The organism is Micromonospora sp. NPDC049151 (assembly GCF_040648395.1).
In the GTDB taxonomy this organism is placed as follows: domain Bacteria; phylum Actinomycetota; class Actinomycetes; order Mycobacteriales; family Micromonosporaceae; genus Micromonospora.
The window spans coordinates 105,097-117,288 of the sequence record NZ_JBEZDP010000008.1; the positions used below are offsets into that span (position 1 = coordinate 105,097).

Consider the following 12,192-nt stretch of genomic DNA (forward strand, 5'->3'; position numbering starts at 1 on the left):
TCAGTCGATTCCGTGGCTCTGGAGCCACATTTCCAGGAGTCCCAGTTGCCACAGCTTGTTTCCGTTCAACGGGGTCAGTTCGGCATTCGGGTCGGCGAGCAGCGCGTTGACGTAGTCGGCGCGGAACAGGTCACGACGGCGCGCCTCCGGTGCGGTGAGGGCGTCGCGTACCCGGTCGAGGAGCTTGCCCTCCAGGTGGGTGAGGCCGGGCACCGGGAAGTAGCCCTTGGGCCGGTCGATGACCTCGTGTGGCAGGACCCGCCGGCCGATCTCCTTGAGCACGCCCTTGCCGCCCTGGGCCAGCTTCAGCTCCGGCGGGCAGCTCGCGGCGAGCTCGACGAACTCGTGGTCGAGGAACGGCACGCGGGCCTCCAGCCCGTGTGCCATGGTCATGTTGTCGACCCGCTTCACCGGGTCGTCGGTCAGCATGACCTGGGTGTCGATCCGCAGGCCGGCGTCCACGGCGGTCTGCGCGCCCGGGCGGCCCAGGTGCGCGGCCACGAACTCCCGCGCCGGGTCGCCGTCGGCCAGCCACGCCGGGTTGAGCACCCGGGCCAGTCCGGCCGCGTCGCGGTCGAAGAACGCCTTCGCGTACGTCTCGAGCGCCTGCTCCCGGTCCACCCCCGCCAGCGGCGGGTACCAGTGGTAGCCGCCAAGGATCTCGTCCGCGCCCTGGCCCGACTGCACCACCTTGACGTGCCGCGCGACCTCCTGGCTGAGCAGCCAGAACGCGACGCAGTCGTGGCTGACCATGGGCTCGCTCATGGCCGAGACGGCGGCCTCCAGCGGCGGCAGCAGGTCGCCGGTGGGCACCCGGATCTGGTGGTGGTCGGTGCCGAACGTCTTCGCCACCAGGTCGGAGTAGACGAACTCGTCGCCCTCCCGGCCGCCGACGGCGTCGAAGCCGATGGAGAACGTGGCCAGGCCGGAGCGGGCCTGCCCCTCGCCGGCGAGCAGCGCGACGACCAGGCTGGAGTCGAGGCCGCCGGAGAGCAGCACGCCCACCGGCACGTCGGCCACCATGCGGCGGCGTACGGCGGTGGTCAGCGAGTCGAGCAGCGCGTCCTGCCAGTCCCGCTCGGACCAGCCGGCCCGCTCGGCGGCACGGCCGAACGTCGGGTCCCAGTAGACCCGCTCGTGGGTGGAGCCGTCCGCCTCGTACACCCGGACCGTGGCCGGCGGCAGCTTGGTGACGCCGGCCAGGATGGTGCGCGGCGGCGGCACGATGCTGTGGAAGCTCAGGTAGTGGGCGAGCGCCACCCGGTCGATGGTGGTGTCGATGCCGCCACCGGCGAGCAGCGCCGGCAGGGTCGAGGCGAACCGGACCACGCCGGGGCTCTCGGCCAGGTAGAGCGGCTTGATGCCGAGGCGGTCCCGGGCCAGCACCAGGCGGCCGGTGTCGCGTTCGCTGATCGCCACCGCGAACATGCCGATCAGGTGGTCGACGAAGTCGAGCCCCCACTCGGCGTACGCCTTGATCACGACCTCGCTGTCACCGGACGAGAAGAACCGGTGGCCCTTGGCCTGAAGCTCGGCACGCAGCTCCCGGTAGTTGTAGATGCAGCCGTTGAAGACACCGGTGAGTCCGGCGGCGGCGTCAACGATGGGTTGGCCGCTCGCCGCGGACAGGTCGATGATCTTCAGGCGCCGGTGTCCCAGCGCGGTCGGGCCCTGCGACCAGACGCCGCTGTCGTCGGGCCCTCGGTCACTCATCGTGGCCGCCATCCGCTCCACGGCCGAGACGTCGGCGCGTGAACCGTCACGACGGAACTCTCCCGCAAGTCCGCACATACGAGCCAATGCTGCCAGAGCTTGTTGCGGTTCGCCTGTTGAGACGATGACGAACGTGTGACAGCTTGCTACCATGCGCCCCCACGAAGGGGGGTCGCCTCCTGTGGTGTTCTTCCGTGCCTGTCGGCGGCTGATGTCCGACCTCGTCCCACCGGGAGACGTGAGGTAAATCCCAACCGCTCATCGAAGCGACCCCGCATCCGGCCCGGCTGTGCCGGGTCGTACCTGCTGTTGCACGACCACTTCAGGTGCTGCGGCAGGTCCACGGCCCCTCGGTGGGCGCGCGAAGAATCTCCGGGCGATCGGGGCACGATGACCGGCTTGGCATACCCGGTCGGGCATGCGCCGTCCATCGTGCCCTCCTCGTCGTCGGATCCAGACTGACGACCCAGGCCTAGCCCGCGGTACGGGCCACGCCGACCGGGCAGGACATCCCGTTCGGCCCGTGGTTGCAGTAGCCGTTCGGGTTCTTCGTCGGCGCCAGGTATTGCTGGTGGTAGTCCTCGGCGAAGTAGTAGTCGCCGAGCGGGGCGATCTCGGTGGTGATCTCACCCTTGCCGGCCCGGGCCACGATCGGCGCGAACGCGTCCCGCGACGCCTTGGCGGCGGCCAGCTGCTCGTCGGTGGTGGTGTAGATCGCCGAGCGGTACTGGGTGCCCACGTCGTTGCCCTGGCGCATGCCCTGGGTCGGGTCGTGGTTCTCCCAGAAGACCTTCAGCAGGTCCTCGTAGGCGATCTTCGACGGATCGTAGACCACCTGGACCACCTCGGCGTGCCCGGTCATGCCCGAGCAGACCTCCTCGTACGTCGGGTTGGTGGTGTAGCCGCCCGCGTAACCGGCGGACGTGGTGACCACGCCGGGGAGGGTCCAGAACAGCCGCTCGGCGCCCCAGAAGCAGCCCATGCCGAAGACGGCGACCTGCGCGCCCTCGGGGAACGGGCCCTTGAGCGAGGCGGGCAGCACCTCGTGCCGGTCGGCGATCGGCATCGCGATCGGGCGGCCCGGCAGGGCCTGGTCAGGAGAGATCATCTCGGCCTTCATGCGGCGGAGGAACACGGTGGGACTCCTCTCTTGGCTTTCCCAGCGTGTGCAACAGCGCCGGCCCCCGGTTCCTTACCCGCCCACGCCGCCGTCAGGCCAGCGCCGCCGAGATCCGGCCGGCGAACGTCGTCGCCTCGGCGTCGTCGGCGTACCGGGTACGCGGCCAGAAGAAGCCGCGCAGACCGTCGCCCCTGGTTCGGGGCACCACGTGGGTGTGCAGGTGCGGTACGGACTGCGACACCCGGTTGTTCATCGCCACGAACGTCCCACCGGCGCCCAGACCGGCCTCCACCGCCACGGCGATCCGCTGCACCAGCCGGAAGTAGCCGGGCAGCGCGTCGACCGGCAGATCCGACAGGGTGACCAGGTGGGGCCGGGGCACCACGAGCACGTGGCCCTTGAACACCGGCCGGGTGTCGAGGAACGCGACGCCGTCCGGCCCGTCGGTCACCCGGAAGGCGGGCACCTCGCCCGCCACGATTCCGCAGAACACGCACCCGCTCATCCGGGCAGGGTATGCCGTCCGGGCCCCGCGCGCGCCGTCCGCGGCCCTGCCGCGCTGACGGGTCGCCCCCACGGCGGCGAGCGATTGTGGTAACTATTCATGAGTCTGGATCAGCACGTTCGGGGGCGATGGTGCTGACGCGCGACGGGACCGGTCCGGTCCCCGTCCGGGTGTGCTCGCCGACCGCCTCCGAGGACGGTCCGGCAGCCATCCGGCCGTGGCCACCGCCGCGGCCGACCTCGTGAAGGGAACACCCTTGCGCCTCGACAGACGCCTCGCGCCGGCCCTGGCCGCGCTCACCGGCATGCTGCTCGCCGCCGTACCCGGCGTGTCCGCCTCCGCCGCGGCCGCGCCCCGGGCCGTACCCCTGCCGATCGCCGACGCCGCCGACGTGGTCGCGGCCGGCGACCGGATCTTCGTCAGCGGCGGCCGGAACTCCACCGACGTGGTGGTGACCGCCGCGAACGGCGACCTGGTCAGCACCCTGTCCGGCCTGCCCGGCCCGACCGACCTCCAGCTCAGCGCGGACCGGCAGACGCTCTACGTGGCGTTGCCGTCGGCGAACGCGATCGCGGCGGTGAACACCGGCACCCTCACCGAGTTCGCCCGGTTCGACACCGGCGCGGCCGCCTGTCCCTCCTCGCTCGCGCTGACCGGCCGCTTCCTGTGGTTCGGTTACGGCTGCGGCGGGTGGGACGGCAACATCGGGCGGCTCGACCTGGGCCGCCAGCCGGCCGTCCTGACCACCGGCCTGGCCCGGGAGACCTACTACGGCGCGCCGCTGATGACCGCCCCCCAGCAGAACCGCACCGTGCTGCTTGTCGGCCAGCCGGGGGTCAGCCCGGCGTCGGTAGACGCCTACGCCATCGGCACCGGCGGCGCGCTCAGCTTCCTGCGGACGAACGACTTCATGGCAGTCGGCAGCAACCTGCGGGACATCGCCCTGAACCCGGCCGGCGACACGATCTACACCGCCTCCGGCGCCCCGTACGAGGTGCAGGCGTTCCCGCTCGCCGCCATCACCACCCCGACGGCGACGTTCCGGACCGGCGCCTACCCCAACGCGGTCGAGCTGACCCGGGACGGCACCCGGGTGGCCGGCGGCGCCGACGCCTCCTACGACCCGGACGTGTTCGTGTTCGGGCTGGACGGCACCGAGCAGGCCCGGTTCGAGCTGGGCGCGGACCTCGTACCCGGAGGGCTGGCCTGGTCTCCCAACGGCGCCCGGCTCTACGCGATCACCTCGGACTGGACCGGCGCCCGGCCGGCCACCCTGCACGTGCTGCCGGTACCTGCGGCCTGATCGTCCCGCGCCGCTCCCGCCACCGGGTGGGAGCGGCGCGGCACCCGCGACGGGGACATCGCGTACCGGGGGCGGACGCAGGGACTAGCCTTCCGGGCATGAGCCACGGCTTCGAGACACTCGCCATCCACGCCGGTCAGGACCCGGAGGCCCGCACCGGCGCGGTGATCCCGCCGATCTACCAGACCAGCACGTACGCCCAGGACGCCGTCGGCGCGCCCCGCGAGGGCTACGAATACAGCCGCTCCGGCAACCCCACCCGGGACGCGCTCCAGGAGTGCCTGGCCGCGCTGGAGGGTGGCCCGGTGGCGCTCGCCTTCGCCAGCGGCCTCGCCGCCGAGGACACGCTGCTGCGGACCGTGTGCAAGCCGGGCGACCACGTGGTGATCCCGGACGACGCGTACGGCGGCACCTACCGGCTGTTCGCCAAGGTGGCCGAGCGCTGGGGCCTGGCGTACACCCCGGCGAAGGTCTCCGACCCGGACGCCGTGCGGGCCGCGATCCGCCCGGGCGCCACCCGGATCGTGTGGGTGGAGACGCCGACGAACCCGCTGCTCGGCATCGCCGACATCGCCGCGCTCGCCGCGGTGGCGCACGACGCGGGCGCGCTGCTGGTGGTCGACAACACGTTCGCCTCGCCGTACCTGCAGCAGCCGATCGCGTTCGGCGCGGACGTGGTGGTGCACTCCACCACCAAGTACGTCGGCGGGCACTCCGACGTGGTCGGCGGCGCGCTCGTCGCGGCGGACCGCGCGCTCGGCGAGGAGCTGCGCTACCACCAGAACGCGATGGGCGCGGTGAACGGCCCGTTCGACGCCTGGCTCACGCTGCGCGGCATCAAGACCCTCGGGGTACGGATGGACCGGCACTGCGACAACGCCGAGCGGATCGCGGCCTACCTGGACGGGCACGCCAAGGTCGCCCAGGTCATCTACCCGGGCCTGCCGTCGCACCCGGGCCACGAGGTGGCCGCCAAGCAGATGCGCCGCTTCGGCGGCATGATCTCGTTCCGCGCGGCGGGCGGCGAGGAGCACGCCGTCGAGATCTGCAACCGGGCCCGGCTGTTCGTGCTCGCCGAGTCGCTCGGCGGCGTCGAGTCCCTGATCGAGCACCCGGGCCGGATGACACACGCGAGTGCTGCGGGCTCGCCGCTTGAAGTTCCCGGCGATCTCGTGCGACTGTCTGTCGGCATCGAGACGGTCGACGACCTGCTCACCGATCTGGAGCAGGCCCTGGGCTGACCGCTGGCTGGGGAGGGTGGCAGTGCCGGAGATCTTGCCGACGACCTGGGTCGGGACGACCGCGAAACAGATCGCCCGGGCGGTCCGCCGTGGCGACGTCTCCGCCACCCAGGTCGTCGCCGACCACCTGGACCACGTCGACCGCGTCGACGGTGAGCTGGGCGCGTTCCGCACGGTACGCGGCGGCGAGGCGATCACCGAGGCGGAGAAGGTCGACGAGCAGGAGGAACTGGCGAACCTGCCGCTGGCCGGGGTGCCGGTGGCGGTCAAGGAGAACACGCCGGTGGCCGGCCTGCCCACCTGGAACGGGTCGGCCGCGATGCGTACCGAGGTGGCGGAGGCCGACCACGAGGTGGTCCGGCGGCTGCGCGGCGCGGGCGCGGTGATCCTCGGCGTGACCCGGATGCCGGAGCTGGGCCTGTGGGCTCTCACCGACGACGACACCGGAGTGACCCGCAACCCGTGGGACAAGGCGCGCACCCCCGGCGGCTCGTCCGGTGGCGCGGCAGCCGCGGTGGCCGCCGGGCTGGTGCCGATGGCCCACGGCAACGACGGCCTCGGTTCGATCCGCATCCCGGCGGCCTGCTGCGGCCTGGTCGGGCTCAAGCCCGGCCGGGGCGTGGTGCCCTGCCAGCTCGGCGCGGACGACTGGTTCGGCCTGACCGAGCACGGCATGCTCACCAGCACGGTCGCCGACGCGGTGGTCGGCTTCTCGGTGCTGGCCGGGCGCCGGCCGGACAAGCTGGTCCCGCCGGCCCGGCTGCGGGTGGGCGTCTCGCTGCGCTCGCCGGTACGCGGCATCTCGCCGGACGCGCCGAACCGGGACGCGGTCGCCGCCGCCGGCCGGCTGCTGGCCGCCGCCGGTCACGACACGGTGCCCGCCGACCCGGTCTACCCGACCCGGCTCGGTCTCCAGGGCATCGCCACCTGGTTCGCGGCCGCCGCCGCCGACGTGCGCGCCGCCGGGGTGGCGCCGCGCCAGCTCCAGCGGCGCAGCCGCCGGCACGTCACGCTCGGCGAGTGGGCGCAACGCCGGGGGTACGTGCGGGAGGCCGACCGGGCCGCCTGGCGCGAACGGTCGGTGAACTTCTTCGCGGACAACTCGATCGACCTGCTGCTCACCCCGGCGCTGGCCGGGCCGCCGCCGGAGGCCGCCGGGTGGTCCGGCCGCTCCTGGCTGGCGAACATGTCGACGAACATCAGGTACGCCCCGTACGCGGCGCCGTGGAACATCGCCGGGCTGCCCGCGATCGTGGTGCCGGTCGGCCGCCGCCCGGACGGCCTGCCGGTGGGCGTGCAGTTCGTCGGCCCGCCCGGCTCCGAACTGCTGCTGCTCGGCGTGGCCGGTCAGTTCGAGATGCAGGCGCCGTGGGCCCGGCACGCGCCCGGCTATCCCCGCGCCGGAACGGGGTCGCCGGCCACCGCGTGATCGTCTAACGTGTGCGCACCTCTGTCGCACACTCCACCTCGGACGGTCCCCGATGCACTGCCAGACCTGCGGGGACGCCACGTCCCCGGCCTATGAGGAGTGCCGGCGCTGCGGCACCCGCGTCGGTCAGCCCGCCGTCACCCCCGGCACGCCCACGTACGGCGTACGCGGTCTGGCCGTGGCCAGCGCGTTCGCGGTCGGCGCGGCCGCCCTGTTCTACCTGCTGGCGGCCCTGTCCCCGCTGGTGGGTGTGCGGATGGCCCGTTCGGCCGCCGAGCAGCTCGACCGGGACATGCTGCTCGGCGCGGTGCTGGCCGACGTGCTGTTCACCCTGCCCTACCTGCTCGCACTCCTGACCGCCGGCACGCTCGTGGTGATCTGGACCTGGCGGGCGCGCAAGAACCTGGACGCCTTCCCGGGCACCGCGCCGAATCTCAGCCCGGCGTGGGCGATCGCCGGCTGGCTGGTCCCGTTGGCAAACCTCGTCGTGCCGGCCCGGGTGCTCGCCGACCTGCTCCGCAACAGCGTCTGGCGGGGCCGCCAGTCGTGGCTGGTCGGGGTGTGGTGGGCGAGCTGGCTGGTGTTCCTGATCGGTGACCGGTTCGTCGCCCGGGCCCAGCAGCAGCGCTACGACCGGCTGACCGAGCTGCCCCGCAACGACGCGGAGTTCGGCATGTACGTGCGCTTCTACGAGGAGGCGCTCGTGCCCCGGCTGGTGCCGGCGGCGGCGTGCCTGGTCGCCGGCATCGCGTTCGTCGTGCTGATCCGCCGGATCTCGTCCGCCCAGCAGGACCGCCTCGCCCGGGCCGTGCCCGCGTGGCCGGGTCAGCCGGCGTGGCCCGGTCAGCCGGGCGGGCCGGGGCACCCCGACCGGGCCTCTTCCGTCGCGCCGGTGCCGCCCGCGCCGTCGGCCACGTCGGCGCAAATCCCACCGGGGCCGGGTGGCACGATCGGGGCATGACGGAACTGGTCGGCCTCGCCGACGTGCAGGCCGCGCGGGAACTGCTCGCCGGTGTCACCCGTACCACCCCGCTGGAGCCGTCCCGGCCGCTCAGCGCCGCGCTGGGCGGGCCGGTCTGGCTCAAGTGCGAGAACCTCCAGCGCGCCGGGTCGTACAAGGTGCGCGGCGCGTACGTGCGGATCTCCCGGCTCTCCGACCGGGAGCGGGCCCGCGGCGTGGTCGCGGCGAGCGCCGGCAACCACGCCCAGGGGGTGGCGCTCGCCGCCGGGCTGGTCGGCGCGCACGCCACCGTCTTCATGCCGGTCAACGCGCCGCTGCCGAAGGTGGCCGCCACGAAGGGGTACGGCGCGCAGGTCGAGCTGGTCGGCAACACGGTGGACGAGTCGCTGGTGGCGGCGCAGACGTTCGCCGAGCGGACCGGCGCGGTGTTCATCCACCCGTTCGACCACGCCGACGTGATCGCCGGGCAGGGCACCGTCGCGCTGGAGATCCTCGAACAGTGCCCGGACGTACGCACCATCGTGACCGGGGTGGGCGGCGGCGGGCTGGTCTCGGGCATGGCGGTGGCGGCGAAGGCGCTGCGTCCCGACGTACGCGTGATCGGGGTCCAGGCGGCGAGCGCCGCCGCCTTCCCGCCCTCGCTGCGGGCCGGTGAGCCGCTGCGGCTGCCCTCGTTCGCGACGATCGCCGACGGGATCGCCGTCGGCCGTCCGGGCGAGCTGACCTTCACCCACGTCCGCAAGCTCGTCGACGACGTGGTGACGGTCTCCGAGGAGGACATCTCCCGGGCGCTGCTGATGCTGCTGGAACGCGGCAAGCAGGTGGTGGAGCCGGCCGGCGCGGTGGGCGTGGCGGCGCTGCTGGCGGGCGCGGTGGAGGTGAGCGCCCCGGTCGTCGCTGTGCTCTCCGGCGGCAACATCGACCCGTTGCTCATGCTCCGGGTGATCGAGCACGGCCTGGCCGCGGCCGGCCGGTTCCTGCGGATCACCGTGCGTTGCACGGACCGGCCCGGCCAGCTCGCCTCCCTGCTCGGCGAGATCGCCGAGCACCGGGCCAACGTGGTGGACGTGGTGCACCAGCGCGCCAACCCGCACCTGCGCCTCGGTGAGGTGGAGGTGGCCCTGTCCGTGGAGACCCGCGGGGTGGAGCACTCTGACACGCTGATCAGCGCGCTGCGGGCCAGCGGCTACCAGGTGGTCTTCACCGGCGAGGGCTGAGCCACTCGGCGGAACGCGAACGCCCCGGCCGGATGATCCGGTCGGGGCGTTCGGGTGTGCGGCTCGGGTCCGAGGAGGGCCTGTCAGCCTCGGTCGGGTTCGGGACCCGAGCCATCCGGCGCGGGTCCGGAAGGTCAGCCGCTGTACGGCTCGAAGGAGACGATGGTCACCTTGATATCGGCGCCGCTGGGCGCGGTGTAGGTGCAGGTCTGCCCCGCCTTGCCGCCGAGGATGGCCTTGCCGAGCGCGGACTCGGGGCTGTAGACCGTGAGGTCGGTGGTGGAGGCGATCTCCCTGGAGCCGAGCAGGAAGGTCTCGCTGTCGTCGGCGTCGTCGTCGAAGTAGATCTTCACGACCATGCCCGGGGACACCGCGTCGGTGTCCGGAGCCTCACCGACCTTTGCGGTGCGCAGCAGCTCCTTGAGGTAGAGGATGCGGCCCTCGGCCTTGCCCTGCTCCTCGCGGGCGGCGTGGTAGCCACCGTTCTCCCGCAGGTCGCCCTCCTCGCGCCGGGCGTTGATCTCGGCGGCGATGACCGGCCGGTTGGCGATCAGCTCGTCGAGCTCGGCCTGCAGACGGTCGTAGGCGTCCTGGGACAGCCAGGTGGCGGGCGCCTTGTTTCCATTTGTGGACACAGGCGATCTCCTCGATTGGTGCGGACTGGCTGACAGGTGAACTTGCAAGGCTACCAGTGCGGTACGCGTCGAGGTGTGATCAATCACCCCGGGTGGCGGTGACGGGCCGGGGTGTGGCTGCCGGCGACTCGCCGGCGGTCCGGGTCAGCCGGCCGGCCGGCAGCGCAGGACCTCGCCGATGAACGGCCGGGCGCTCGTGGGCACCTCCTGCCGGGTCCGGATGTGGCGCTGGCCGGGGTCGGCGGTCACGGTGACCTCCGCGCTGCCCACCTGGGCCCCGTCGTGGGAGCGGGCCCGCAGCAGGCAGGTGGCCGAACCGCCCGGCGGTACGGTGACCCGGAAGTCGACAGCCACCCGGGAGTCGGTGATGTCGGAGTAGCTGATCATCTCGCCCTGGTACTCCGGGTCGCCGTACTGGTAGTAGAGCTTCGCCGCGCCCAGCCCGAGGACTGCCAGCAGGACCGTGACGGTCAGGGCGAGCAGGAGCGGACGGCGGCGTCCCGGCTCCCGGCGGCGGCCGTAGCGGCCCGGCGGGAAGGCCGGGGCCTCCGCGGCGACTGTGGCGTGCGTCTCGCTCACCGGCGGCTGTCTCCTGGCGTTGTTGTCGGCGGCATCGGCAAGAATGGCTAGGTCCATCTTCCCAGCCCGGCGCTGAGTCAAGGATGGCAGGTCGGCCTGGACCGGCGGGCGTGGCCCTGGCCACTCCGGTGGCGGCCCCCGACCGGCCGTCACGGGGGCTTTCGCGGGCGCGGGGGGAGATTCCGGCAGGTCAGCCGCCCGGCCCCGGGTCGGTCGGCGGGCACAGACGAGGAGCGCCGAAGGTGGCAGAGAAGCTGCGTCTCATGGCGGTGCACGCCCATCCCGACGACGAGTCGAGCAAGGGTGCGGCCACCATGGCGAAATACGTCGCCGAGGGGGTGGACGTCCTGGTCGTCACCGCCACCGGTGGCGAGCGGGGCAGTGTGCTCAACCCCAAGATGGACCGCCCCGACGTGTGGGCGAACATCGGCGACATCCGGCGGGCCGAGATGGACGCGGCGCGGGCCATCCTCGGCGTCGAGCAGGCGTGGCTCGGCTTCGTCGACTCCGGGCTGCCCGAGGGCGACCCGCTGCCGCCGCTGCCGGAGGGCTGCTTCGCGCTCCAGGACGTGGACGTCGCCGCCGCGCCGCTGGTGCGACTGATGCGGCAGTTCCGCCCGCACGTCGTCACCACGTACGACGAGGAGGGCGGTTACCCCCACCCGGACCACATCATGACCCACAAGGTCACCGTGGCGGCGTTCGACGCGGCCGGTGACCCGGACCGCCACCCCGAGCTGGGCGAGCCGTGGCAGCCGCTGAAGCTCTACTACGACGTGGGCTTCTCCCGCGCCAAGATCATGAGCCTGCACGAGGCGGTGCTCGCCGCCGGCCTCGAATCGCCGTACGGCGACTGGATGAAGCGCTGGGACGAGCGCCCCGACAAGGGCGCCCGGATCACCACCCGGGTCGAGTGCGCCGACTACTTCCCGGTCCGGGACGACGCGCTGCGCGCGCACGCCACCCAGATCGACCCGGACGGCTTCTGGTTCCAGGTGCCGATGGAGCTGCAGAAGCGCGCCTGGCCGACGGAGGACTTCCAACTCGCCAGGTCACTGGTCGACAGCCCGCTGCCCGAGTCCGACCTGTTCGCGGGCGTACGGGAGGCGTGCCGTGCCCACTGACCTGGCCGGGGTCTACCCTGGTGCTCAGCCGCACATCGGAGGAACACCATGCTGACCACCGTCGAGGTGCTCGCGCAGAACAACTTCGGTGACACCCGCACGGGTGGTCTGGCCGGTCCGATGGGCCTCTTCCTCATCGTCGCGCTGGCCACCGTCACCGTCCTGCTGATCCGCAACATGAACGCCCGGCTGCGCCGGCTGCCCGACCGCTTCCCGCAGCAGGGCGGCCCGGGCCGGGCCGATTCCGCAGTCGCCGATCCGACAGACGGGCTCGTCGAGCAGGATTCACCGACGAACGCGTCAAACGGCTCTCAGCAGCGCCGCAACAGCTGAACACCGCATGAATCACGTCGAAGCCGGTCGTC

General features: G+C 72.8%; 12 protein-coding genes. 7 read left to right on the top strand and 5 right to left on the bottom strand.

From position 1 onward, the window contains the following. The 3 genes from AB0B20_RS12070 to AB0B20_RS12080 all read right to left on the bottom strand — a co-directional run bounded on the left by AB0B20_RS12070 (position 1) and on the right by AB0B20_RS12080 (position 3,338). Positions 1-1,791 carry an N-acetylglutaminylglutamine amidotransferase gene (locus AB0B20_RS12070; RefSeq protein ID WP_357381721.1) on the bottom strand — a complete coding sequence of 597 codons (1,791 nt, stop codon included), beginning with the start codon at positions 1,789-1,791 and terminating at the stop codon, positions 1-3. A gap of 394 nt (positions 1,792-2,185) precedes the next feature. Further along, positions 2,186-2,848, bottom strand: a complete 663-nt coding sequence (msrA, locus tag AB0B20_RS12075) for a peptide-methionine (S)-S-oxide reductase MsrA (protein WP_357381723.1) — start codon at positions 2,846-2,848, stop codon at positions 2,186-2,188. Between the two features lie 76 nt (positions 2,849-2,924). After that, a complete protein-coding gene (locus tag AB0B20_RS12080) occupies positions 2,925-3,338 on the bottom strand; it encodes an HIT family protein (RefSeq protein ID WP_357470188.1) in 414 nt (137 codons plus the stop codon). Between the two features lie 256 nt (positions 3,339-3,594). Here AB0B20_RS12080 and AB0B20_RS12085 point away from each other — a divergent pair, with 256 nt between their 5' ends. From AB0B20_RS12085 to ilvA, 5 genes are all read left to right on the top strand, one after another. Further along, a complete protein-coding gene (locus AB0B20_RS12085; protein WP_357381728.1) occupies positions 3,595-4,641 on the top strand; it encodes a hypothetical protein in 1,047 nt (348 codons plus the stop codon). Positions 4,642-4,739: 98 nt separating this feature from the next. Then, positions 4,740-5,882, top strand: a complete 1,143-nt coding sequence (locus AB0B20_RS12090) for a cystathionine gamma-synthase (protein WP_357470190.1) — start codon at positions 4,740-4,742, stop codon at positions 5,880-5,882. Positions 5,883-5,898: 16 nt separating this feature from the next. Further along, positions 5,899-7,311 (top strand): amidase, encoded by a 1,413-nt coding sequence (locus AB0B20_RS12095; protein WP_357381732.1) that lies wholly within the window; start codon positions 5,899-5,901, stop codon positions 7,309-7,311. A gap of 52 nt (positions 7,312-7,363) precedes the next feature. Beyond that, on the top strand, positions 7,364-8,272 hold the full coding sequence (locus tag AB0B20_RS12100; RefSeq protein WP_357381735.1) for a DUF4328 domain-containing protein: 909 nt from the start codon (positions 7,364-7,366) through the stop codon (positions 8,270-8,272). Continuing rightward, the gene (gene ilvA / locus AB0B20_RS12105; RefSeq protein ID WP_357381737.1) at positions 8,269-9,489 is read left to right on the top strand and encodes a threonine ammonia-lyase; all 1,221 of its coding nucleotides are present in this window, start codon (positions 8,269-8,271) and stop codon (positions 9,487-9,489) included. Before AB0B20_RS12100 ends, ilvA begins: the two co-directional genes overlap by 4 nt. A 134-nt stretch (positions 9,490-9,623) precedes the next feature. On the opposite strand, the gene greA is transcribed toward ilvA, so the two are convergent. Then, entirely contained in the window at positions 9,624-10,124 is a 501-nt protein-coding gene (gene greA / locus AB0B20_RS12110; protein WP_357381739.1) for a transcription elongation factor GreA, read from the bottom strand. Between the two features lie 144 nt (positions 10,125-10,268). Continuing rightward, positions 10,269-10,703 (bottom strand): DUF4307 domain-containing protein, encoded by a 435-nt coding sequence (locus tag AB0B20_RS12115; RefSeq protein WP_357381741.1) that lies wholly within the window; start codon positions 10,701-10,703, stop codon positions 10,269-10,271. 242 nt (positions 10,704-10,945) lie between these two features. On the opposite strand from AB0B20_RS12115, the gene mca reads away from it, so the two are divergent. Next, a complete protein-coding gene (gene mca, locus AB0B20_RS12120; protein ID WP_357381743.1) occupies positions 10,946-11,827 on the top strand; it encodes a mycothiol conjugate amidase Mca in 882 nt (293 codons plus the stop codon). A gap of 48 nt (positions 11,828-11,875) precedes the next feature. After that, positions 11,876-12,160: a hypothetical protein gene (locus AB0B20_RS12125; protein ID WP_357381745.1), complete on the top strand. Its 285-nt coding sequence runs from the start codon at positions 11,876-11,878 to the stop codon at positions 12,158-12,160. The last annotated feature ends 32 nt before the right edge of the window (positions 12,161-12,192 follow it).